This is a genomic window from Chitinophaga caeni, assembly GCF_002557795.1.
Lineage (GTDB): Bacteria > Bacteroidota > Bacteroidia > Chitinophagales > Chitinophagaceae > Chitinophaga > Chitinophaga caeni.
Genome location: NZ_CP023777.1, coordinates 2,463,829 through 2,489,056, shown reverse-complemented (window position 1 = coordinate 2,489,056; position 25,228 = coordinate 2,463,829). Strand labels below are relative to the sequence as shown.

The 25,228-nt window shown below is 42.8% G+C and carries 22 protein-coding genes; 12 read left to right on the top strand and 10 right to left on the bottom strand.

Annotation, left to right across the window (positions count from 1 at the left end):
* Positions 1-206 precede the first annotated feature (206 nt).
* The 5 genes from COR50_RS10630 to COR50_RS10610 are packed head-to-tail and all read right to left on the bottom strand — an operon-like array spanning position 207 to position 5,629.
* On the bottom strand, positions 207-1,490 hold the full coding sequence (locus COR50_RS10630) for a hemolysin family protein (protein ID WP_098193963.1): 1,284 nt from the start codon (positions 1,488-1,490) through the stop codon (positions 207-209).
* Between the two features lie 23 nt (positions 1,491-1,513).
* Entirely contained in the window at positions 1,514-2,248 is a 735-nt protein-coding gene (locus COR50_RS10625) for a ZIP family metal transporter (protein ID WP_098193962.1), read from the bottom strand.
* Positions 2,245-2,823 carry a phosphatase PAP2 family protein gene (locus COR50_RS10620; protein WP_098193961.1) on the bottom strand — a complete coding sequence of 193 codons (579 nt, stop codon included), beginning with the start codon at positions 2,821-2,823 and terminating at the stop codon, positions 2,245-2,247. Before COR50_RS10620 ends, COR50_RS10625 begins: the two co-directional genes overlap by 4 nt.
* A gap of 10 nt (positions 2,824-2,833) precedes the next feature.
* Positions 2,834-3,568, bottom strand: a complete 735-nt coding sequence (locus COR50_RS10615) for a class I SAM-dependent methyltransferase (RefSeq protein WP_098193960.1) — start codon at positions 3,566-3,568, stop codon at positions 2,834-2,836.
* Positions 3,569-3,622: 54 nt separating this feature from the next.
* On the bottom strand, positions 3,623-5,629 hold the full coding sequence (locus COR50_RS10610; protein WP_098193959.1) for an LTA synthase family protein: 2,007 nt from the start codon (positions 5,627-5,629) through the stop codon (positions 3,623-3,625).
* Positions 5,630-5,799: 170 nt separating this feature from the next.
* Here COR50_RS10610 and glmM point away from each other — a divergent pair, with 170 nt between their 5' ends.
* The 5 genes from glmM (at position 5,800) to COR50_RS10585 (ending at position 12,588) form a co-directional block, all read left to right on the top strand.
* Entirely contained in the window at positions 5,800-7,185 is a 1,386-nt protein-coding gene (glmM, locus tag COR50_RS10605; RefSeq protein WP_098193958.1) for a phosphoglucosamine mutase, read from the top strand.
* 398 nt (positions 7,186-7,583) lie between these two features.
* Complete coding sequence (locus tag COR50_RS10600; RefSeq protein ID WP_232516348.1) at positions 7,584-8,738, top strand: cysteine desulfurase family protein; 1,155 nt, start codon at positions 7,584-7,586, stop codon at positions 8,736-8,738.
* Positions 8,739-9,053: 315 nt separating this feature from the next.
* Positions 9,054-10,280, top strand: a complete 1,227-nt coding sequence (locus COR50_RS10595; RefSeq protein ID WP_098193957.1) for a carboxypeptidase-like regulatory domain-containing protein — start codon at positions 9,054-9,056, stop codon at positions 10,278-10,280.
* Between the two features lie 24 nt (positions 10,281-10,304).
* Positions 10,305-10,664, top strand: coding sequence for a BlaI/MecI/CopY family transcriptional regulator (locus COR50_RS10590; protein ID WP_098193956.1), 360 nt, complete (start codon positions 10,305-10,307; stop codon positions 10,662-10,664).
* Positions 10,665-10,689: 25 nt separating this feature from the next.
* A complete protein-coding gene (locus COR50_RS10585) occupies positions 10,690-12,588 on the top strand; it encodes a M56 family metallopeptidase (RefSeq protein ID WP_098193955.1) in 1,899 nt (632 codons plus the stop codon).
* 78 nt (positions 12,589-12,666) lie between these two features.
* Here the strand turns inward: COR50_RS10585 and COR50_RS10580 are convergent, their stop codons facing one another.
* Positions 12,667-13,353 (bottom strand): hypothetical protein, encoded by a 687-nt coding sequence (locus COR50_RS10580; RefSeq protein WP_098193954.1) that lies wholly within the window; start codon positions 13,351-13,353, stop codon positions 12,667-12,669.
* A 25-nt stretch (positions 13,354-13,378) separates the two neighbouring features.
* Positions 13,379-14,404 carry a formylglycine-generating enzyme family protein gene (locus tag COR50_RS10575; RefSeq protein ID WP_098193953.1) on the bottom strand — a complete coding sequence of 342 codons (1,026 nt, stop codon included), beginning with the start codon at positions 14,402-14,404 and terminating at the stop codon, positions 13,379-13,381.
* A gap of 149 nt (positions 14,405-14,553) precedes the next feature.
* Between COR50_RS10575 and COR50_RS10570 the strand changes: the two genes are divergently transcribed.
* Complete coding sequence (locus COR50_RS10570) at positions 14,554-15,912, top strand: glycoside hydrolase family 1 protein (protein WP_098193952.1); 1,359 nt, start codon at positions 14,554-14,556, stop codon at positions 15,910-15,912.
* An 81-nt stretch (positions 15,913-15,993) separates the two neighbouring features.
* Here COR50_RS10570 and COR50_RS10565 read toward each other — a convergent pair whose 3' ends face one another.
* Together COR50_RS10565 and COR50_RS10560 are read right to left on the bottom strand one after the other, a co-directional pair.
* Positions 15,994-17,244 carry a hypothetical protein gene (locus tag COR50_RS10565; RefSeq protein ID WP_098193951.1) on the bottom strand — a complete coding sequence of 417 codons (1,251 nt, stop codon included), beginning with the start codon at positions 17,242-17,244 and terminating at the stop codon, positions 15,994-15,996.
* Between the two features lie 18 nt (positions 17,245-17,262).
* On the bottom strand, positions 17,263-18,720 hold the full coding sequence (locus COR50_RS10560) for a DUF4270 family protein (RefSeq protein ID WP_098193950.1): 1,458 nt from the start codon (positions 18,718-18,720) through the stop codon (positions 17,263-17,265).
* A 109-nt stretch (positions 18,721-18,829) separates the two neighbouring features.
* Here COR50_RS10560 and COR50_RS10555 point away from each other — a divergent pair, with 109 nt between their 5' ends.
* From COR50_RS10555 to COR50_RS10535, 5 genes are all read left to right on the top strand, one after another.
* Positions 18,830-19,819 (top strand): Kelch repeat-containing protein, encoded by a 990-nt coding sequence (locus tag COR50_RS10555; RefSeq protein ID WP_098193949.1) that lies wholly within the window; start codon positions 18,830-18,832, stop codon positions 19,817-19,819.
* Entirely contained in the window at positions 19,803-20,168 is a 366-nt protein-coding gene (locus COR50_RS10550) for a DUF4907 domain-containing protein (protein ID WP_157760743.1), read from the top strand. The genes COR50_RS10555 and COR50_RS10550 overlap by 17 nt, the downstream gene beginning before the upstream one ends.
* 86 nt (positions 20,169-20,254) lie before the next feature.
* Complete coding sequence (locus tag COR50_RS10545; protein ID WP_098193947.1) at positions 20,255-21,670, top strand: sensor histidine kinase; 1,416 nt, start codon at positions 20,255-20,257, stop codon at positions 21,668-21,670.
* On the top strand, positions 21,663-22,367 hold the full coding sequence (locus COR50_RS10540; RefSeq protein WP_098193946.1) for a LytR/AlgR family response regulator transcription factor: 705 nt from the start codon (positions 21,663-21,665) through the stop codon (positions 22,365-22,367). Before COR50_RS10545 ends, COR50_RS10540 begins: the two co-directional genes overlap by 8 nt.
* 142 nt (positions 22,368-22,509) lie before the next feature.
* Positions 22,510-23,283: an SOS response-associated peptidase gene (locus COR50_RS10535; protein WP_098193945.1), complete on the top strand. Its 774-nt coding sequence runs from the start codon at positions 22,510-22,512 to the stop codon at positions 23,281-23,283.
* A 567-nt stretch (positions 23,284-23,850) separates the two neighbouring features.
* Here the strand turns inward: COR50_RS10535 and COR50_RS10530 are convergent.
* Positions 23,851-24,060: a helix-turn-helix domain-containing protein gene (locus COR50_RS10530; RefSeq protein ID WP_098193944.1), complete on the bottom strand. Its 210-nt coding sequence runs from the start codon at positions 24,058-24,060 to the stop codon at positions 23,851-23,853.
* 299 nt (positions 24,061-24,359) lie between these two features.
* Here COR50_RS10530 and hisG point away from each other — a divergent pair, with 299 nt between their 5' ends.
* Positions 24,360-25,217, top strand: coding sequence for an ATP phosphoribosyltransferase (hisG, locus tag COR50_RS10525; protein ID WP_098196182.1), 858 nt, complete (start codon positions 24,360-24,362; stop codon positions 25,215-25,217).
* The last annotated feature ends 11 nt before the right edge of the window (positions 25,218-25,228 follow it).

Here is a 25,228-nt window from a genome sequence, read left to right as displayed (position 1 = left end):
CCCCTGGAAAAAAATATTTCCGGATAGGCAACGGAGTTTATACAGTTCAGACCGGTTTAATCTTAGGTTGTAGGTTTCACTGTATTCAAATCTATAGCTATTACAATGTCTTCCATAGGTAAAAAACATTGTAAATGAGGAACTTATATAAAATTCTACATAAAATTGGCTGCAATATAAAGGAAACTTAAACAAATAACCACCGTTTATTCCACGGTAGCTACCGGGGGATGTACCAGTATCTTGTCGATACGGTGGGCATCCATGTCCACTATTTCAAAGGTGAACCCACGCCATTCAAGTGTTTCGCCCGTTTGCGGGATATGTTCCAGGTTATGCAGGATAAATCCGGCAAGGGTATCAAATTCCTGTTCAAATTCTACCATCCACTCTTCCTTGTCAAATTCACTTAAGAAATCGTAAAATGGTATCTGTGCATCCACCAGGTAAGAACCATCTTCCCTTTTCACCATGGTATAATCATCTTGCCCCGTTTCCGGCATATCTCCCACGATCGCTTCAAGGATATCGTTGAGGGTAATCATCCCGAGGAAAGTACCGTATTCATCCACGATGAAAGCGGCATGAACCTGGGTTTCTTTAAATTTTTCCAGCACCTGGTAAGCCGAATTATTTTCAGGGATAAACAAAGGCTTACGCATGATATCCATTAACACGGCATAATCGCCGGCAGCGTATAAATCCTTGATGAGGATGATCCCCTTCACATTATCGATCTGCCCGCTACAAACCGGGTAAACGGAATGCGTTGACTTAGTAATTTTAGGTTTATAACTATCGGGGGTTTCGTCTTGATCGAGCCAAACGATATCCGTTCGGTGAGTCATCAAGGACGTAATGTTTCGATCTCCCAGGTGAAATACCCTTTCGATGATCTCCTGCTCCGTTTCCTCGATGGCTCCGGAATTGGTTCCCTCGTTAATAATAGCTTTAATTTCTTCTTCCGTTACGAGGCTATCACTGGTTTTCTTGATATTGAATAGCTTCACGATCAGGTTGGTAGAAGTACTCAATAACCAGATAAATGGCCAAGTAATGCGGCTGAGCAGGCTCATGGGGCCGGCTACATTCTTCGCGATGGTTTCCGGGTTGGTCAAGCCGATCCTCTTGGGTACCAATTCTCCCAAGATTAATGAGAAGTAAGTAATGATGATAACGATCACGGTAGTGGCAATTGCACTACTATAAGGCTGTAATACTGCGAATTGATTGAAGAACTCCTGGATATCCACTTTGAGTTTTTCCCCGGAATATACACCCGTTAATATGCCAATGAGCGTAATCCCGATTTGAACTGTAGACAAGAATGTGTCCGGGTTGCTGGCTAATTTTAGCGCTCTTTTTGCTTTCTCATCTCCTTTATTGGCTGCATTCTCCAGCCGCACTTTACGTGCTGACACAAGGGCAATCTCCGACATGGAAAATATACCATTGAGCAAAATAAGGATGAGGATAATGACGACTTCCATAATACAAGCCTAAAAATAAAAAATTATTCAAATATAAGTGTAAGAATTGCCAAGCCGATTCCCAAAGCGATCGATAATACCTTCCTGGTACTAAGCTCGTGATGCTTGGTTCCGCTTTCATAAAATATCGTGGTAGAAATATGTAAGAATGCCCCGATTACCATCGCTACTATGTACAAGAGTGAATGCTGCACCCATTGCGAGTCTGCTCCCAATTGATGCGCTATTATAGCCGATGCCGGTGTTACGCAAGCAAAGATGATCAAAATCCGCCACAGCTTCTTTTTTTGCAGGTGACCATGCATCATGACGGTCATCAGGGTCAAAGCTTCAGGCACCTTATGAAAAGCTATACCCGCTACCAGGGACGGTAAAGCCGTTTTATCTTCATAATGGAAACCCAGGGGTATCCCTTCCATAAATGCATGCACAGACAAGCCCAGTACCAAGGGCGTTACGGCAATGTGCGTATGTTGCTCCCCCGGCAAATGGGTATGGCCATGCTCCATACCGTGTGAAAACTGCTGTAAAAACACCTGGAGAAAGAACCCCGCCAGGATGTAAATTCCTGCAAAATGCCCCCCCAATTCGTGGTATACCTCCGGCAACAAATGCAAAATCGTGATCCCGAAAAGGAATGCGCCCGTAAATGCCAGTAAGTAAATGGAATAATTCGGGTTGATCTTCCGGGATAGCATGGGGATCAATCCACCACCCAAGGTGGCTGCAAATATGATGATTAAATATGTCCAGTTCATATTAACGGTTCAAGTTGTAATCCAATACGGCGTTGAAATACATTGGCCGTCAACGAGCCGATTAACGTACCGAGTACAGCTCCTCCCAAGACATCCCCGGGATAATGTACCCCTACGTACACCTGGGCATAGCATATACTCGCTGCCCAAATGATAAATAACCAACTGTATTTGCCGATAAACGGTTTAAGACTGAAAAAACTAAAAACGCCCACAGCGAAATGATTGGCGGCATGGGAAGATGTAAAGCTGCCGCTTTTGGGGCAATAATATGCCAATACGCGCACGTAATGTTCCAAATTGGGGTCGCGGCATGGCCTAATCCGCCCGAAAAAATCTTTGAAAAACATGCTGGTTTGATCCGCGATACCGAAGGAAATCAGGAAAAATATAATCCAAGCAAGGCCGCGCCACCTGAAATTGATGAGCGTAAACAGGATTAAGAACAGGTACAACGGCGCCCATGCCGATGGCTGACGCAGCCAGGGCATCAGTACATCAAAGAACCCGTTCGTCCATTGACCATTTATTTTAAAAAATAACCTTAAATCTAGCTGCTGTATCGTATCCAACATATCGCCTTCTTTATTTTTGAGCTACCAAGATTAACCGAGGTGAGCTTTTTTCATCGTACACGTTAAAGTGATAATCGCCAAAGATATCTAAAATTGTTAAGCCTTGGCGCAGGAACATGCTTTGAAAGTCCTCTTTTCTAAATGCGTTGACCCTTTCCGTGAAAGTTTCCCGGAACATTTTATCCTTATCCAAGATGTTAATTTCCTTGATAAACCTACCTTCTGCCATAGATCGATGTATGTCGAACACCACACCACCTTTTTCTTTCACTTCGCTATTAACGAGGTGGGCTTCCACGAATGCGCTATTCAAGTAATCCAGTACCAGCTTCCCTCCCGGCTTCAAAGACTGGGCAATTGTACGCAATGCATTGTTGTTTTCGCGCAATGAATTAAAATAACCGAAGCTCGTGAAGAAGTTGAAAGCACAATCAAAATAATTTATCCAAAATGGCAGGCGCATATCATGCTGAAAAAAATGAAGCTGGTCATTTTCCATCGCCCTCGCCGTGCGGATATTTTCTTCCGACAGGTCAATTCCCGTTACATCGAAGCCTTTATCAGATAGGTACTTTGAATGCCGCCCCCTGCCGCAGGCAACATCTAACATCAAACTACCGGGCAAAGGTTGCAGGTAATCTATAAGTTTATCCAGGAAGGCTGCAGCTTCCTTTTCGTCCCTGTTTTCATACAGGAGTTGGTAATAAGGTGAATTAAACCAATTCTTAAACCATTGATCTACCACGACGGCTATATTTTAATTCTGGAAAATGTATGGTACCGGGTATGCCGGTATTTACTACTTTTTATTGTTAAACATCAAATAACGTGCACTTTCGTAAAAACCCCTGGTAAGGTTCTCTAGGTACCTCGCAGAATCAGGATGCTCGCTGATAACATTGCGTAACGGATCTTTCGTGAGGTCAAACATGGCCGGTTGCCCTGTCTTCCTATTAATTTCAAATAAATATTTATTCCCAACCAAGGCCATCTTGTCTGTTGGATACACGGTGAAAGCATAATGTTCAGCGCGGGTTGTATCGAGTAAGTCTGTCCCCAATGTATAATTGGTATAACCCATACCTGTTAAGCCCGCAACGGTTGGATAAACATCTAGCAAACTACCGGCTTCGTGTTTAACCGCCGGTTTCAAGGTCGCCGGGTTATAAATAATCAGCGGCACATGCGTTTCAAAAACCCCGATCTTGTATTCCGGAACCGGCATAAAACTATAGGGGTTCAAGCGGGCGCTGTGATCACCGAAAAATACGAATATGGTATTATCGAGGTATCCACCGCGCTTTGCCAAGTCCATCAAGTAACCTATGTTATAATCCAAGTAACGCAAGGCATTGAATTGAGCAACAGATAAAAAACCCGATTGTTTGAATTGCTTCATATCAATTTCAGATTCATCCAGGTCTTTAAAATCACCACGGCCCTTGGTAGTAGTATATGGTTCGTGATTGTCAGCCGTTTGTAAGAATGCTATAAATGGTTGCTTGCGATCATTTGCAGATTTAAATATGTCGCTGGCCTCCGTGATTAAATCAAAGTCGGATACCCCCCAAACATCCGCCTTTGGCGCTTTGAAATATCCTTCTTCAAATATCTTGACCCCTGCCACGTTATTGGAAAAAACGGCCCTGATGTTTGCCCAGTTCGTATTGCCACCGAGCAGGTAATATTTCTCGTAACCGTTAAACTGATCCATGATAACCCTTTGATCAACGATCTTGGGATGCCTTGAAGCGGTTTTGTTCTTGGTGATGTCAGGCAAGCCGGTTGTTATGCCGAACACGCTCCTGGCAGTGCTCATAGCCGGGACATAAAAATTCTTGAAGATTAGTCCATTATCTGCTAAGCGCTGCAAGTTGGGGGTTGCTTGCATGGGATTGCCATACATGCTGGTCATGGAAGCGCCCAAAGATTCGCACATCACGATAATCACGTTTTGCCTCGGTTTGCTGCTATCCGCAGGAACTTTTCTACTGAAATTGAGGCTGCCGGCATCCCTTGGATCAACTTTTAGGTAATCCGCGATATATGGATAATATTTCCTGGTGGCCTTTTCATCGAACGTATCATCGCTAACAGAAAAATTATTCACAAAATATAAAACGGGGTTCAATGCCAAACTGGTAATGCCATTGTCCCGCGTAAACATAGCTTGGCTCCAGCGTAACGGGAAATAAGCCCAATTGGCATAAATACCCGCTGCGAAAATGATAACCAGGGCTGCCACATAAGTTACCTTTCTCCCTTTTCCCAAGGATAAGGGCGGTTGCTTTTGGAAATATTTATACAATCGAACCTGTCCCCATATTATCAATGTTATAAATATGATAATTCCTAGCCCCCCTTTTAAAACGGGATAACTTTCCCAAACCATTCTCGCGTTCGTCATCTTCTCCCCGGAAGCCAGGAACCGCGTGATCGAAGGGTCTATGCGGATACCGAGATAGCTGTAATGCCCCAGGTCGATTACATAGAAGAAAGTCAACAAAATATAGGTCAAAGAAAAATATATATAATTCACCCACTTCCATAAAGACCTGTTAAAAAAGTGTTTATGGGTAGTTAACACTAAGAAAGAGATCGGGATCATGATAATCAAGGCCAAGCGCATATCAAACCTGGCGCCTAAGCTCCATGCCCGGCTAACAACGTTCCCGTCATGAATCGTACTCTGGAAGAAAAAATAATAAAATACAAGCCTGAATAATATGAGGAAAATCAGTAGCAAAGCGGCTTGTACCAGTATGTACCGGGCATACCTGGGAATGCGAAACCAAGGAAATTTCATCTTTACGAACTAGCTATTTAATTTTAAGCGTAACTGCAAATATAAACGAAAAATGAAAAGCGTCGTTATCTTGGGGAAATGCCTGGTAATTAACATTTGAAACTGATGGCATTAGGAAAGCTGAAAGGTATTTATTTATCTTTGCCTTCTTAATTAAAATTCTAACGATTGTGTCACTGATCAAATCAATTTCTGGAATTCGCGGTACGATTGGAGGTAAACCCGGAGAAGGTTTATCCCCCCTCGATGTGGTGAAATTCACTGCCGCGTATGGTACCTGGTTGCTTCGCAATAACAGCGAAAACAAAAAAGTAGTGATAGGGAGGGATGCCCGTATTTCCGGTGAAATGGTAAGCAACTTGGTTGTTTCTACTTTGATCGGTCTGGGTATCGATGTGGTGGATTTAGGTCTTTCTACTACACCTACGGTAGAAATAGCCGTGAAAGCTGAAAATGCTGCCGGGGGTATCATCCTGACGGCTAGCCACAACCCCCGCGAGTGGAATGCCCTCAAACTGTTGAACGGCGAAGGGGAATTTATTTCCGGCGCTGATGGAGCCGAAGTGCTCGATATCGCTGCCAAGGAAGATTTTAATTTTGTTGATGTAAACAAGCTGGGAATTTATCAAACCAATGATTCTTACCTGCAAAAACATGTTGATCTCATCGTGAACTACCCCTTGGTAGATGTTCCCGCAATCACGAAAAGGAACTTCAAAGTTGTTGTAGACGCTGTAAACTCTACCGGGGCCATCTTTGTACCCGCAGTTTTGAGAGCCTTGGGAGTTACCGATATCACGGTTTTATTTGACGAGGTGAACGGCAAATTCGGGCACAACCCTGAACCTTTACCCGAAAACCTGACAGCACTTTCTAACGAGGTCAATAAATCCAAAGCAGATTTCGGTATCGCCGTTGATCCGGACGTAGACCGCCTTTGTTTCGTTTGCGAAGACGGTAGCATGTTCGGTGAAGAATATACGCTGGTGGCCGTTGCAGATTATATTTTAGGTCAAAGAAAAGGAAACACCGTATCTAACCTCTCTTCTACGCAGGCATTAAAAGATATTACCTTGAAACATGGTGGAGAATACCAACCTTCCGCCGTTGGAGAAGTAAACGTAGTGACCAAGATGAAAGCAGTGAACGCGGTGATCGGTGGAGAAGGAAACGGCGGTATCATCGTTCCCGATTTCCATTATGGCCGCGATGCGTTGATCGGTATCGGTTTATTCCTCAGCCACTTGGCTCGTAGTAATAAAAGTATCAAGGCGCTCCGCAACAGCTATCCCGACTATTTCATTTCCAAGAATAAGATCGAGCTGGATAAAGGGGTTGATGTAAAACAAATCTTTGAAAAAATTCAACAGAAATATAAAAATCAACCTATCAATACGGAAGATGGTTTGAAGATTGAATTTGATAAAGATTGGGTGCATTTGAGAACATCTAATACCGAGCCCATCATCCGCATTTACTCTGAAAGTCAAAATGAAACAACGGCAGATAATATCGCGAAGAGAATCATGCAAGATATCCGCGAGTTTATGATATAAGGCCGGTTTTTTATACCATATTTGATACGGTTACACCAATTTAGGTGTAACCGTATTTTTTGCAATTAAAATGCACATTTATCAATATAAATATTGATAAATACATAAATAAAAGCATTTAACACCTCCCTTCCAAACCCTTTCCTAGTTTACTTTACCCATAATTCCTACCAAAAAAACATAGTATTTACAATTGTCATTTTTATTCCATTTTTTTAAAAAATGAAACCTTCCTTCTGTTATATTCTAAAATAGCACAATATGAAAAAGGAATGCAAAGCAAGCACAGTAAAGGCAATAAGAAATTTGAGAAAAATTAAGGCGGCCATTCAAGGAGTTTAGTGTAGCATCTCGAACCGGGGGATGTGCCGGAATTGATAAAATTTACAGAAATTTGCATGATTTTTTTATCAAAAACCACCACGACTTTGGAAAGAATATATTTTGACAATGCAGCAACCACCGCTTTAGATAAAGAGGTACTAGATGCCATGCTGCCATACATGACAGAAAAATTCGGGAACCCTTCTTCTATTTATTCTTACGGCCGCGAAGTACGCCTTGGAATTGAAAATGCCCGTAAAACCGTTGCCAAGATCTTGGGCGCCAACCCCGGGGAAATCTTCTTTACCTCCGGCGGCACCGAAAGTAGTAACACGGCTATCAATGCCGCGGTGAATGACCTCGGGTGTACTTATATTATTTCTTCCCCGATCGAACATCACGCCACTTTACATTCCGTGGAACATGCGCAAAGCGACCGTGTAAAGCTCGATTATGTAAATATTTTACCGGATGGACATATCGATATGGCTCACCTGGAAGAACTGTTGAAAAATGCACCGGGCAAAACCTTGGTATCCCTCATGCATGCTAACAATGAAATCGGTAACCTGCTAGATATCCACGCGGTTGGAAACTTATGTCAAAAATACGATGCATATTTTCATAGCGATACCGTGCAAACCGTGGGTCACTATAAATTTGACCTGAAAAATACGCCCGTTCATTTCATCAACGGCGCCGGACACAAGTTTCACGGGCCAAAAGGGACCGGGATTCTTTATATAAATGAAAATGTAAAGATTAAGCCATTTATCCAAGGTGGTGCACAGGAACGCAACATGCGTGCCGGAACCGAAAACTCATACGGCATCGTAGGTTTCGCGAAAGCGCTGGAATTGGCAGATCAACATATGGAGGAACAGAGCCAATATATCAATGACCTCCGCATGTACATGGCCGATCAACTGCTTGCAAACATCCCCGGTGTGGCTTTTAACGGCGATTTGAAAGGTCGCAGTTTATACACCGTGTTGAACGTGGCTTTCCCTAAAACTGAGAAAAGCGAAATGTTGTTATTCAACCTGGATATCAACGGAATCTGCGCCAGTGGCGGTAGCGCCTGTACCAGCGGCGCCGATGCCGGTTCACACGTTATCCGCGCCTTCAATAACAACCCGGATCAAATCGCGATCCGCTTCTCTTTCTCGAAGAATAATACGAAAGAAGAAGTTAATTCAGTTGTTGCCAAGTTGAAAGAACTGATTTAAATAGGTGATTTTTATACCAAACATAAAAGACGGCGACTAACGCCGTCTTTTTTTAAATAAATAAACATTTTTAGTTTTATAAAAGCTGAATATAATTTCTGACTCACATTATTTTATATTCATCGAGAGCTTACGGAAACACGTTGAAAAGCAAAGCAATAAGCCCATAACCAAATCGTTACCCTGCTTTTTTGATTATCCATATAAAATCTAGTATTGAACTGATTCAGTTTTTTCCTCAAAACTTTAAAATAATCAGAAATAAATTTGCTGAATTACGAAATTATCGTAGATTTACGAAAGTATCGTAAACATATGTTCCTAGGATTAAGATGCACAGCTTGGAAAATTCTCGCATGGATATTAATTAGTTGCTGTCAGCTCAGTGCGTTGGGCCAGCAGAAATATTACATCCAGGGAAAAGTGACCGATAAGAACACGGGCGAAGTGCTGCCTTTCGCAAGTGTGTTTTTAAGTCAAACCACGATGGGGAATACCAGCGATGAACAGGGAACATATAAAATCGGTAATGTACCCCCCGGAACTTATGACCTGGTGGTGCAATACCTGGGTTACCAAAATGTAGTGATATCCTTGAATGTTCAAGATCAATCGATCCTGTTGAATATTGCATTGGAAAAAAAAGCTAATAATTTGGGCGAAGTCGTGGTAAAAGCCTTTCCAGATGCTACGAAATCTCCTTATTACGGCATTTTCAAAATGTATTTCTTAGGGGAAAGTAAAGCTGCGAAAGCATGCAAGATCTTGAACCCGGAGTTAATTGACCTGGACTATGATAATTTATCACGCGTACTAAGGGCCAGCTCCGAAGATTTTCTCATCATCGAGAATCCAACCTTGGGCTATCGCGTCAAGTTTTTACTACATGAATTTGCATTTGATTACAAGCAACAGATGACTTTTTATTACGGGAACCCGTTCTTTGAACCGATGTCGCCCCGCAACGCAAGGCAGCAGCGTACCTGGGAGCGAAATCGACTGAAGACTTACCTCGGTTCCAGCATGCATTATTTAAGGAGTTTGCGCTTGAAGCGATTGCAGGAAAATGGTTTTGAAACGAGGAAAATAGTGCGGGTAGAACGGAAGCAATTCAACGGGGCGGTACCGCTCCGCCTGTTCGACCAGGATAGTACCGAGTTGAAGATGATACGTGGGAAGAACCGCGGTTTCATCCTTAGCAAAACGGTGGAATACCTCTATCCCGGCATTGTTCCTTACGACAGTATCTTCCATCCCGGCGCACCGGGAAATGTAGATACCTTGCACTTCAAGAACATTTTACAGGTAACTTACACCAAGGGCTGGGAAAGTGAAGAGTATCAAAAGGCCAAAGGTTTGACACCGGACCGGAGAGCCCAGCAGACATCTTTATTTTACCTGCTCCGGGAAACGATGCCATTCGATGATAACGGCAACCTGGCATATCCGGCGGAAGGCATTTTCAGCGGTTATTGGGGATGGTCAAAATTCGCTGAAATGTTACCTTTGGACTACCAGCCTAATATCAAAACGAAACAATAAAAACAATTTACAAAATCAATATTCATGGAAAAATTAACGAAGCAAGAGGAGTTAGCCATGCAGGCCATATGGAAAGTGGGTATGGGTATAGTTAAAGATTTCCTGGAAGTACACCTGGCCCCGCAACCGCCGTACACGACCCTGGCTTCCACGATTAAAAACCTGGAAAAGAAAGGTTATGTAAAAGGCGAAAAATTAGGCAACACCTACCAGTACAGACCAATGGTAGAAGAAGAATTTTATAAACAACAGTTCATGAGTGGCTTTGTAAAGGATTATTTCGAAAATTCTTACAAACAACTCGTCACTTTCTTCGCGGAACACCGGGAAATTAGTCCTGATGACCTCAAGGAAATCCTTGAACTGATTGAGCAAAAGAAATAATTTTTTGAATATAAGTGGATTCATCATGCCGACCTTATTTATATACCTTTTAAAAGCGAATGTTGCACTCAGCCTTTTTTACCTGGTGTACCGGCTTGCATTGAGAAAACTGACATTTTACACGCTAAACAGGGTATTCCTCGTTTCCGGCATCGTATTTTCGTCACTTTTCCCCCTGGTTGATGTAAATGCCATCATGGGTAAACATGAAGAATTGGTGCAACAGATGGTGGTATATATACCCGATTTAAATGCACTGCAAGATACCATGGCAGCACCGTCGCCATTCACGGTTTGGTATGCGCTTGCCATTATATTTTGGGCAGGTGTCGTTTTGATGATGATCCGCTTGATCATCCAATTAACGTCCTTGTTGATGTTACATCTGAAAACCCGTCCCGGGAAGGTCGGGGAAGATCATGTAAGGATCACGGGGAAAACAATTAATCCATTTTCTTTCTTCCGCCACATCTATGTAAATCCTTCATTGCATAGCCAACATTCGCTAGATGCCATACTGCTACATGAAAAAATACATGTAAAGGAATGGCATTCACTGGATGTATTACTAGGGGAGCTGAACCAGGTTTTTTATTGGTTCAACCCCGGCGCGTGGCTCATGAAAGGGGCGATCAAGGAAAACCTTGAATTTATTACCGACCGGCGCATGTTGCGTTCCGGTGTAGATATCAAGGCTTACCAATACAGCTTATTACAAATTAGCGGCGCTCCTTACGCAACAGCCATAGCGAACAATTTTAATTTTTCTCACCTGAAAAAACGAATTATGATGATGAATAAACAAAAATCATCGCGCTATAATATTGCCCGTTACGTTTTATTTGGAGGTGTCGTAAGCCTTGGCTTGTTGGCCATGAACATCTCTAAAGCCACCGTGGTAAATGCCACCGAAAGCTTAGGCACTATCGTTACATTAAAAATCACAGATAACGACTCTTTGCCCGGGGTGATATTAAAAAAAGATGAACATGGAGTTATTTCATTAAATTCCAATTGGTTCGGTGCCAAAGGATCCGATGACGACCAACAACCTTTAACCGTCGTAGATGGCAAACCTTTAACACAAGGTGAATACCAGCGCTACTTTAACAAACATAAAAATGAATCTCACTACCAAGTAAAAGTAGTTAAAGCAGCAGATGCGATGAAAGTATATGGTGACAAGGCCATGGGAGGCGCATTAATCATAGATAGTCATAAAGGTGATTTAGCATTATTGCCGACTGCCCCACCGCCACCACCAGCTCCTCCCAAGTTACGGGTAGCGGGCGCTCCATCTGCCCCGGCACAATCTGTACCCGCTCCTCCAGCCACGCCCAACGCAGCTCCTGCTCCTCCACCGCCACCGGCGCCGGTGTTAAAACTGAGAGGTGTAAAGACCAATGGAAAGAATCCAGATTATTATATCAATGATATGCCGGCAAGCGAAGCAGAGCTATCAGCACTCGATCCAAACAGCATTGAAGCAATTTATGTATTCAAAGACAGCCCGGATGGTGAAGTGTATGTTTATACAAAAGAGTTTATTGCAAAAGGCGGTAAGCCTAAATACACTTCAAAAGATGCTATTGCAAAAGCAAAGGAAAATAAAGGTGTACTCAAGGGGAGCGTTGAAAGTTTGACGATCAGCGGTACCCCCGCGGCAGAAGCGGCAACCAGCGGTATGATCTCAGGATTTATCATTGATAAAAATACGAAGATTCAAATCCGGGGAAATAAAGATGCTCAACCTATCTATGTTGTAGATGGTATAATTATTAAGCAAGGGCAACTTAAAGATTTGAAACCAGATGATATAGAATCTATCACAGTCTTAAAAGAGGCGAATGCAACAGCCCTCTACGGGGAAGCTGCAAAAGATGGCGTTATCGTGGTCGCCACCAAAAAGAACGCATCAAAATAATCATTTACTTATCACCATTTAATCTCTGGCAGCTTACCATCCCGGGATGGGTAAGCTGCTCTTTTTAAGCCGTTTAAATTAATAATACAGCGCCAGCCATATTAGCGTAACGGCAAATATGATGATTTCGGTTACTAGCAATATGCCACCCAATACTCTTGTTTTCAAATCAAAGGTTTTTACTTTGCTCCCGTCTTTCAAAGTATTTTTTGCAAAGAGATAGTACAAGGCTGTTCCTAACGGAACAATAAGGGCCAGGTCGGCAGGAAAACCATAATAAATAGCAAAGGGGAAACTGAATACAATCACAAAACATAATAATGTCCAGGGTACGGGCGCGGCAATGGCTTGTTTTACCTTCTCCTGCTCCGACCGGTGTATTTTTGCTAACTGTTTTTCATTGATATTCACACTTCTTTCATCCAGGAGCTTCAGTGCCAGCTGGTAATCAAACTCTCCCCAATCCGAGGGGTTATGCACGATTTCCAACAGTTCCTCATTATTAAAACTCAACAAATAGTAGCCCGGTTCAACATTGTTTACAGCTTCCCGGGCAGCCTCTTGTAGTATGTCCTGGGCCTTGGAAAAGTCGGTAGCACTGATCTTGAGAATATAGGGTACGTCAAAGGATTGCCCCAGGAAGGTACTGCTTAGGGGAGCAACGACCGCATCATAAACTACGGGGATACCATGTTGTTCCAATAAGGTACTTACAGCTTCACGCTCCTCTTCTGTAGGGAATCTTCTAAATGTGGTCAATGCCATAAAGAAATATAGAGATTTACTTATACTACAAACTTTTCACACAACGAAAGCCAACATTCGATAAACTCGACGTAGGAGTAGACTTCATCCTGGCCGATACGCGGTAACCGCTGCAATACTCATCACTACACATGAACGAACCGCCGCGGATAACTTTTTTCGGAGCCGAAGGGTCTGCCGGATCATAAGCTTCTACCGGGCCGGGTGCATACCCCGGTTTATGGAAATTTTGATAATACTTGCTATTATACCAATCAGACACCCATTCCCAGGTATTGCCTGCCATATCGTATAATTGGTAACCGTTGGGCGGATAAGATGCTACCGGCGCTGTCGTTATAAATCCGTCGCGGCTTGTATTCTCATAAGGGAAATGCCCATTCCAAGTGTTGGCTTTAGGTTTACCGGCATCGATAGCTTCGGAGCCCCAAGTATAGGGCTGTTGTTCCAATCCACCCCTTGCAGCATATTCCCATTCCGCTTCGGTGGGTAAACGTTTATTGGCCCATTTCGCATATGCTTCGGCATCTTCATAACTCACGTGCACTACCGGGTAATCACCCAAAGAATCTATAGTACTTTGCGGCCCCCAGGGATGTTTCCAATCTGCACCTAGTTCAAAAGACCACCACTGGGAAATATCATTTAAGTTTACAGGATGATCCGGGGGCGTAAATACTAGTGAACCTGGTAAAAGCATGCTACTATCCGGCTCAGGCGAACCTGGCGGCAATTGCGACATGATTTCAGCTTTATCTATCGGTCTTTCGGCAGTAGTTACATAACCTGTAGCAGCAACGAACTTTGCAAACTCATCATTGGTCACCTCGTGTTCATCCATCCAAAAACTATCAACGATCACTTCGTGCACAGGCTTTTCATCAGCCATAGCATGATCATCGGCAGCCCCCATTTTGAAAGTTCCTCCCGGAATTAACACCATACCCGGAACGGATTCCAATTGCTGCCCAGCATTCTTCTTGGTTCCACCGTTACAAGCAGATAAACAAACAGCTGCTACCAGCCCTAAAATTTTGAATCTCAAGTTCATTTTATAAAAATAATCATTATTGTCAATACACCCGCGACGAATAAAGTCAACAATCCCATCCGCACAATCTCCCCAAAACCCCTGAACATACCGGGATTAACAATTTAATAATAATAACATCACAATTCTTACAATTAATTTGCCGACAGATGATATCCGTCAAACCGAACATATTTCACCGCGAGCAATTCGGGGCCTCCTTCGAATGGGGAGTCGTCATCTCCTCCTTCCAGAATGAAGGCGGCACGAAAAAAGATGGAAAAGGCCCTTCCATCTGGGACGATTTCGTAACACGGAAAGGAAAAATCAAGGACAATACGCAACCGCTCGACAGCGGCATGTTTTATGATCGTTTCCGTGAAGATATCATCCTAGCGAAATCCTTGGGATTCGATGTATTCCGATTTTCGATCGCCTGGTCCCGTATTTTTCCGAACAATATGCAGCAGGTCAATCAAGCGGGGATCAATTTCTACCACCGCGTCATCGATGCTTGCATCGCCGTGGGTTTGGAGCCCGTAGTAACATTATACCACTGGGATCTCCCCTGCCATTTGGAAGAAAAAGGCGGCTGGGCGCACCGGGGTATTATTTTCGCGTTCGAAAAGTATGTTCAAACTTGCGCGATGGCTTACGGAAACAAGGTAAAACGCTGGATCGTTTTAAACGAACCCCTCGCTTTTACTTCCCTGGGGTACATGCTGGGTATCCATGCCCCCGGTAAAAGGGGCTTATCCTACTTCCTGCCTGCCGTACATCACGCATGTATGGCCCAAGCCATGGGCGGAAGGATTTTGCGGGAATTATCGCCCGGTTCTAAAATTGGTAATGCATTATCCTGCTCGTATATCTACCCCGCAGGCTTGAGCCTGGAAGATGAACAAGCGCGTAAAAGAGCGGATGCGCTCGTGAATAGGCTTTTCTTGGAGCCCGCGCTAGGATTAGGTTACCCGGTAGAAGAAGTACCGGTATTATCCAAGATTGAAAGAAGGTATTCGACTTGGAGAGATTGGGATATCTTACCTTTTCAATTCGATTTTATCGGCTTACAAAATTATTTCCCGCTGGTCGTAAAGCATCATTCCTTAATACCGATCCTGCAACTCGCGGAAGTTAAACCGAGATCCCGTAAAGTTCCTACAACAGCCCTAGGCTGGGAAATCAGCGGCGACGGACTTTTCCACATCTTACAGCAATTCAGTCAATATAAATCTATCCCCTCGTTCATCATAACAGAAGGCGGCGCCGCCTTCAATGAACAACATACCGAGCAAGGTATCCATGATCCGCATAGGGTCGCATATTTTGAAGAATATCTCATGGCTGCCTTAAAAGCCAAGAAAAGTGGTGTACCCTTAGATGGATATTATGTTTGGACATTGACCGACAACTTTGAATGGGCCGAAGGCTACCGCGCCAAATTCGGATTGGTACATGTTGATCCGCACTCTGGCGAACGAAAAGTAAAAGATTCGGGAAAATGGTTCCGCTCCTGGCTACGCCCGTAAATAGGAAAGTGATGCCGGGCTTAAACGGCACCACTTTTCCAGACCCATTTTTATTAATCAAGTATGAACTCGAAATCATACTTAATAATTTTTCCTTTTCAGGAACATAATATCTTGCAAGGTTAAATTGAAGTTAATGTTGATGTAGCTTTCCTTGATTAAATCGGCCGCGGTAGTTCCCCTCTGCCCGAACTCCAAACCAAGGTAATACCTGGTACTATTATTCCTGCTAGGCAATGAGCCACCCAAAGTAAAACCGTAATCTTTTATCGCTTGGTTCTTGATCTTTAAGTAGCCTTGTTGATAATTTAATCCTGCTTGAATGATAAAACCATCGACAAGGTTTCCGTTATAGCCACGTTTTTGAAAGGCATATTCTACTCCACCACCGATCTTCTGCGCTTTAGTGAAACTATAATCCAAGCCGTTCGGGTTAGACCGGCTCCAGTCCTGTTCTTTATAATCGGCTACGAAAGTTGCATTCCCACGTTTTACAGATACCCCGATCCCGTATTCCCCTGGTAGCGTATAAGTTTTCTTCTTCACCGTTTCGGAGTATAAAGATTCTTGATCCGTATTCTTAATATTCACTTCTTCCTTCGTATTAAATTTTGTTTCAAAACGGTAAGTAGCCCCGATGCCGATCTTCGTGTCCCCGATATGCCCCTCGTATTGTAGTCCCGCCGTGAAATTGCTGTTGTACATATATTGGAAGTTCTCGGTAAAAACATCTTCCGAAGAGCCATTGCTGCCCAGGCTGTCGGCCACGGTAATATTACCAAACAACAAAGCGGAAGAAAGCCCGAGAGAGAAATTTTTAGTCAATTGGAATCCATTGGAAAAATAAAGTTTATTGATACCGCCGGAACCTTCAATAGCACTGGTAAACCCGATATCTGTACCAGAAATATACTTGGTGGTAAGCATTTTATAATCAACCGTGCTATATGGTGTAAAGCCAATACTACTGCCCCACCATTTCGTCAGCTTGGTACCGAAAGCAATCTTTTTCAGGTTAAGATCAAAAGCGCTTTGTGTAAAATCCTTACCGGAATAAGTTACGCTCTTCCCTCCCAAACCAATATCGAATATAAATTGATGTAGCATCAGCCCGGTATAGGATGCCGGGTTTAATTCATTTAAATAAGATGCGGATTTACGGGCCATCCCGGCAGATCCCATACCGAAATTGCGGGAGAAATCCCTCGTTTCAATATCCCCGATCCCAAAGGCCGAATAGAAATTATTGATACTCCCTTGCGCCATCATATCTTGCGTGGCGATCAAGCTAATACCCAGTATAAAAATGAAAATCTTGATATATCGGTACATACGAATCTAACTATCGGATTAATACAAGAGGTAATAAACCTTCAGACTAACTTTATTCTTACTATTTGCTTTATCTCCGAATACAGCCCTATTAGCATAAATATCTTGTCCATTGGGTAATAATAACAATCCCCTATAATTGATATCATCTGCCGTTGTCATATATGAACAATAGCTGGTGATATCGTAAGAGTATTGCGTATTGATATGGTATTCCTTATCGATGGTTAAATCACCGTGCATAACATTCCCCGTAACAGGTGATACCAGCGAGTCTTCCACGGCATTCGTCTTCGTTGCATAACAAAGTGTAATACCGGCAGGAAGCGCTAAGTCATTATAAGTGCCGGCTTCCGGTTGCAGGTACAACATAGCGCTCATGATCTTTCCGAATTTTCCCATTTGCGGTAATGTTTTCAAGGAAGGAATATCTAAGCGTACCACCAGCCCGCTGATATATTGCAAGAAAGCCTTATTCTCCAAATCTTCGGAAGAAATGATATCATTAGATCCGGAGAAAGCCGTTAAATCAGTTCCGGTGCGATCATAATCAATATGATTGTATTGCAATTCGGACTCAGAGAGTGAAAAGTCGAGATATTTCCTTTCCAGGTCCAGTTTATTTTCATGGTAATGCAAGCGCATCACGGTACCGGAATCCGTCGCCAAGAAGTTCATCAACATCGTATTGGCATTTCCCGGCACCAAGGCCAATCCTTTGAAATACTGCTTGAACTGGTTATCATCAGAAACCTCCTGCTTAAATTCCTTGATCATATCAAATATTGTTTGCCCCAGGGATGCAGCGAGTTTAATATGGATCAATGTATCGGTAGTGGGTCTGAAATAAGCTAGTATATTTCCCAGTAAGTTGGATTGGATGGCGGTTTGAGAGGTATTATACAGGGCATAAGCTTCATCGGGAATCGTTATATTCTCTGCCAGTTGATACACGTTCAGCGTTTGCAACTGGCTGGTATCCCCGTAAAAGTGCTTCCCAGTTTTCAGGATCAACTCGATGGAATCATACTCCGCCCGGGAATCCAGCTCTTTATCCGCCGGTAATGCCAGGTGGAACAATGATTTACTCGCGATCTTTCCGAACTCGGGATCTTGGTATTGTCCTACCAGTGAATAACCGCTACCGGAAGTAACGAAAGAATCCAGTTGAATCGTTCTCATCTCTACCGTGAGGGTATCGATTAATAAGTAGTTGGACTCGTTCGGGTTGGTGCCGGTATTGTATTTAAACCCTTCCTTCTCGCAAGCAATTAATGCAAGCGCCAGGAAAATCAAAATTTGGTATATGCTCCGTTTAGCTGACATAACATAAAACATGGAGCGCAATGTTAATACCCTCGTGCGCTTGATAGCTGTAGAATATGCGAAAAGATCGATTTTATCGACGAGCCACCGGAATACATCTTTAAATCCTCCAAATGCCCTTCTGCAAAGGTTTTTATATAAAACAGGCATTCATAGATAAAATCGGGGGATTCGTCCAAAGTACAACCCGAACCATCTATTTTATATTCATGCTAACATTGCTGCGGATAATTTTGAAACCGTTTAAAAAATTATGCTTATGCGCTATGTCAACAAATTATGGATCGTTTTGGTATTGTTCCTGGCAGCCTGCCAAAAAGATGATGACACTACTGAAACTAATGGGAATTGGGTTAAACGCTCGGCATTCGATGGAGTAGCCCGCAACCAGGCCGTGGCCTTCGTACTGGGCGATAAAGCTTATGTAGGCACCGGCTTCGATGGGGAAAAACGGTTGAATGACTTCTGGATGTACGATCCTACCCTGGATTCTTGGACGCAACAAGCTGATTTCATCGGGAGTAAAAGAAATAGTGCCGTGGCTTTCGCGGCTGCTGATAAAGGGTATGTTGGTACCGGGTACGATGGCACCAACCGCCTGGATGATTTCTATAGCTTTGATCCGGTCAACAATACTTGGAGCGCTATCGCCAGCTTTCCCGGTTCCGGGAGACTCGGCGCTGTTGCTTTCGCCTTGAACAGCAAGGGTTATGTAGGAACAGGTTATGATGGTAATTACTTGAAAGACTTCTATTCTTACGACCCCTCCTCCGATTCATGGACTAAAGAAATCAGCATCCTGGGTAATAAACGTACAGACGCGGTAGCCTTCGTAATCAACAATACGGCCTATGTTGCTACGGGTAATAATAATGGTCAATACATCAACGACATGTATTCATTCGATGGCACTAACTGGGAAAAGAAACGTGAAATCAGCGATGTTAGCGATGATGATTATGACAACTCTTACGCGATCGTTAGGGAGAAAGCCGTTGCTTTTGTCATGAACAACATGGGCTATATTACTACGGGAAACAAGTCGGGCTTGAGTACGGAAGTATGGGAATATGACCCTGTTGAGGATCTTTGGGACACCAAGACTTCTTTCGAAGGAGTTGCCCGTTCCGGCGCGGTGGCCTTCAGCATTAACAACCGCGGGTTCGTAGCCTTGGGCAGCAGCCTGAGCCAACAATTCGACGACATTTATGAATTTTTTCCAAATGCAGAGTATGAGGAAAATGATTGATCTGAAAACTATTGGTTTTTATGTACGAGCGCTGCCCCTGGCAGCGCTTCTCGTTATGGGAAGTTGCCGATCGCAGCCCGATCTGAATAAAAATATAGATAGTACGCAACCTGTGGTACAGGTAGCAGCCATCAAAGTACCGGGAGGATATGGTTACGATGTAATAGTAGATGGCAAAAGATTTATCCATCAAAACTTTATACCCGCCATTCCCGGTAACCGGGCATTTCAATCAGAAGCGGATGCCATCAAGGTCGGAACGGCCGTAGTACAAAAAATCAAGAAACGGGAAATTCCGAGCATTACCAAGGAAGAATTACAATCATGGGGAATAAGTTTTAATGAATAGTTTTAACATTTCGGAAACCAACTTTAACCTACTTTAACACTTGCATAAGCCCTTGTTAATATAAATTTGGGGCTACAAATCGCTGGATGGAGAGAATCAAGAATATATTCAGGAATAGGCTGGTAACTGTATGCTTCCATATCATGGCATGGCTGTGCGTATTCCTATTCCCGTTCCTGTTCTTCCGGGTTCAAATATTCGATAAAGCATTCTATACCCGTGAGGCAATCAATATGCTGTTTATGGTCGGGATATTTTATCTCAACATGTATGTATTGATTCCAAGGTTTCTTGCGCTGAAAAAATTTGCAAAATACATTTCCAGTGTAATTTTATTGATATTCATTATATTAATACAACAATCAATAGTTGATTATCTATTCTTCGGCGCACAAAACATACGTCCCCGTTTGATCGCTGCCCCGGAAGAAGCGGACCTATATTATATCAATCCCAAGTCTATGAAATTCCCTAGGGGAACAAGAAGAGCTTGGGAAGATAGCGCCGGCAGACCGGTAGTATTTATTAGGCACCATGGTCGACCGCCGTTCGAAACGGAATTTTCCAATAAAGATTTAAGTAAAGCTTCCGCTTACCGTGATTTCGCCACCGGGGAGCCGATGCCTGAACATAGGAGTGGTAAAGTAGTTAAGTTTTATAAAACTCAACCTGCCAATGACAGTTCCTTTGCAGCCTTAACTTTGGCAACAACAACCCCGGGAAATGTAGCGATGAGAACATTGCCCTTATTTGGGCGGCCGCCATTATTTATTGGAAATGGGTTTATGCACCGGGTGTTTTGGCCGGATGTATTCCGGCGCACGTTGATGTTTACCTTGCTGATTTTTTTCATGAGCGGCTTCATCAAGATTGTATTGGAATGGTTTAAAAGCGAAAAGCAGCGGGAAGCATTGAAAGTAGCGAACTTAAATGCCGAGTTGAAATTTCTGAAATCCCAGGTAAACCCGCACTTCTTATTTAATAGCCTAAACTCTATTTATTCCTTAGCACATAAAGGCTCCCCGGAGACCGAGCATGCGCTGGTGAAACTATCATCTATCATGCGGTACATGATTTACCATGCCAATGAACCACATGTGCTGCTTGAAAAAGAATTGTTATACCTGCAAGATTATATCTCTATTCAAAGGCTACGGGTATCTAAAGATGTCCCGATCCAATATTCATTGGAAGGCGAAGCCGGGCAGCTTAGGATAGAACCCATGCTGTTGATACCATTTGTTGAGAATGCATTCAAGCATGGAATCAGTTATACCGACACTTCCTTCATCGATATTCAAATCCGCATTGAACAAAATACGGTGTACATGCGTATCATCAATAGCTTGTTCAAAAACAGGGTTTCCGAAAGGGGAGGAATCGGCTTAAGAAATGTAATAAAACGACTGGAGATGTTATATGATGGGCAACATGAGTTAAACATCGAAGAGCAAGAACATCAATTTATTGTGAATCTTAAAATTCATTTGAAAGATGATTAGATGTATCGCTGTAGATGACGAGCCCTTAGCGCTTGAAATTATCGATGATTTTGTAAAAAGGGTGCCTTTCATCGTATTAGAACAAAAATTCGAAAATGCAGCCAGGGCTTTACAATATTTGCAAGATCACCCCGTAGATTTAATATTCCTGGATATTAAAATGCCTGACATCACCGGCATCGATTTCCTGCATTCTTTGAAAAACCCTCCCGCGGTAATTTTCACCACGGCTTTCCAAGAATATGCTTTCAAAGGGTTTGAACTGGATGTAGTAGATTATTTGTTGAAACCCATTCCTTTTGAACGATTTTTAAAAGCCGTTTCAAAAGTGCAGGAATATTTGCAGGTAAAAGAAGGCAAATCAGGCGAAACGGAAGTTGTGTCTGATTACATTTTTGTCAAAACAGAATATAAGATCATCAAGATCGACCTGGAAGATATCCTGTACGTGGAAGCCTTAAAAGATTATGTAAAAATATACACGCCCCAGCAAAAAATATTAACCCTCAGAAGCCTCAAATCCCTGGAGATGAAATTACCGAAAGATAAGTTTATCCGCGTTCACAGGTCTTTCCTGGTATCTCTAAATAAAATTTCGGCAGTGGAGAAAAATACGATTTTGATCGCGAATCAATCAATACCGATTAGCGAAGGCTACAGGGATAAATTTTACGAGATGATCACGAGGAATTCCTGATTTTTCTTGACCATACGGGTCCTTGTGATCCGGGCGATGCGCGAACGGTAAAAGACATGCCTTGAATGCCCCTGCAATTTTTCGTAAATTCACGGCAAGAAACCCATTGCCAATAAAATTTCGACGAAAAAATATTGAATAGATGTGCTACGACTTAGCCTTTTCCAATATAAAATTTGTTTACGATCGTTTCCCGGAATTAAAAGAGGGACCATTCGCCCCATTCCAACCTACCTTTCACAAGGTGGCACAATCTTATCCCAAATGGCCGGTTCTTACAGCCAGCGGTAAATTGCAGTTACAATTATTTGAATGGGGCGTTATTGCCCCTTACATGAAAACTGCTGAAGAAATAAAGAAAAGTCGCAAGTGGATGGTCAACGCCCGCTCGGAAAAGGTATTGGACAAAAAAGCTTTTTGGTACAAAATCCGGGGGCAACGCTGCCTGGTACCTGCCACCGGTTTCTTCGAACATAGGGAAGTTCCCGGGTTCAAACAGAAAATCCCTTATTTTATTCAAACGAAAGATGCGCCGTTAATGCTTATGGCAGGACTGTACTCCTACTCCCCGCTGCCGGATGTAGAGACCGGGGAATTACCCGGAACCTTTACCATCATCACCCGCCCGGCCAACGAAGTGATGGGTAAAATCCACAACGGTGGCGAGAATGCCGGCCGTATGCCGCTTATACTGGATCATTCGATGCAAGAGAAATGGTTGGAAGAGCTATCTGATGAAGCCATCCAGGATCTACTCGGTTATGAAATGCCATCGGAGCAATTGGATTATTGGCCGGTACAATCCATCCGCAAACCCAAAGAGGATAATGAACAAATCATAAAGCCAGCACATTACGAGCAACTTCCCGGCTTAGATGATCAAGGAGGAGGAATAATGCAGGGAGAGTTGTTTTAGACAAGTCACACTTCTGGTTAGCAATAGTACAGTTCATGCTCATAAATTTTTCTTGGTAAGCCCTTGATAAGTAACTTTTGCTTCGTTGGAAAGCAAAGACTTATTTATCATGACTATAACCCAATTTTCATCATCCAAAAAAGAACGTCAATAATTCGTTTTTTCTTCTCTAGGACTCCCGCAAACCTTCCATCGTAAAAAACCCCGGCATTTGCCATAAAAAACCATTATTGTCCGACTAAATTTTAACCGGGGAGCAATTTGATCCCTCAATAGTTCGATTCAATGTTCATCTGCTCCTTTCTTGTACTTTTTTGTTTACCCAAAAAAGCACCAAAAAAGGGCACAAATTGGCCATTACTGCCACCAATTAGATCGCGCTCGATCTGGCCTTTCTACTACTGTATGGCCAAGCTACCCTTCACTATCAACGGTGCGAAGTTCCACAGTTCTCTTGGCGGGGGGTGAATGTATCATCCTTCGCTTATACCTTCGCTTATATCCTTGACCAGGTAAGGAATTCAAGTACCTTTAAAGCATTTTTAGTCGGACAACAATGATAAAAACCTAATTAACATCCTTAACCTTAACTACCAGCTCCAAGCCCAATACCTCGGCCAACTTCTCTAAAGTACTAATTGAGGGATTACCTTCGCCGCTTTCAATATTGTGAATTGTACGCGATGTTATACCACTCATTACTGCCAGATCTTCTTGTTTTAACTTTATAAATTCACGCCTAAATTTGAAAAATGCTCCAATTTCTTCCTTTTTCATCTGAAATATAATTCTGATTATAATAAAAATAAGATAAAAAGATGCTAAATCAGAATTATATTTCAGATTGAAGCCTGTTTAAAAATTTAAACGAAATTTAAATTTGATTTTTCAAATTAGTTATTACTTTTGTACCGCAATTATGATTACGAACATCCATACACATCATCATCATACTTACCAAAGCGGTAGGCTTGGATGATATTGTGTATATTTAAAATATTCAACATCTAAAAAGGCTTACCGTTCCGGTGAGCCTTTTTTCTTTGGCCCCGGCCGGCAAGCAAAAACAAACCGACATGCAAAAATTAAGAATCGCTATCCAGAAATCAGGTCGTTTACACGATGATTCCATCAAACTGTTGAAAGAGTGCGGTATTGACATCAATAACGGTGTCAATAAGCTGAAAACAGAAGCCAGCAATTTCCCGCTCGAAGTATTTTTCCTACGCGATGATGATATCCCGCAATACGTTGAAGATGGTGTTGCTGATATCGGCATCGTTGGGGAAAACGTGGTATTGGAAAAAAACAGGCCCTTCCAAACCGTGGAAAAGCTAGGATTCGGTAAATGCCGCTTGTCGATCGCGGTGGATAAATCTGCTCAATATAACGGTGTAAAGGATCTGCAAGGTTTACGTATCGCGACTAGCTACCCGGTTATCGTGGATAAATTCCTGAAAGATAACAAGGTTGAAGCCGAAATTCACGAAATTAGCGGATCTGTGGAAATTGCCCCCGGTATCGGTTTGGCAGAAGCTATCTGCGACCTCGTCAGCAGCGGTTCGACCCTATTCATGAATGGTTTGAAAGAAGTAGAAACAGTGCTGAAGTCGGAAGCCATCCTGGTTGCGAACAGTCAACTTAACGGGGAACAACAAATCCTGTTAAAGAAATTACAATTCAGGATCCAGGCGGTTAAAAAAGCTAAAAACAATAAGTACGTCTTGCTGAACGCTCCCAATGAAAAATTACCGGAGATTATCAGCTTGCTTCCGGGGATGAAAAGTCCAACCGTGTTACCTTTGGCCGAAGAGGGATGGAGCTCCGTTCACTCTGTACTCAAAGAAAGTGATTTCTGGGACATTATTGAAAACCTCAAAGCTGCCGGTGCGCAGGGCATCTTGGTAGTTCCGATTGAAAAGATGATTGTTTAAAAAATATTGAC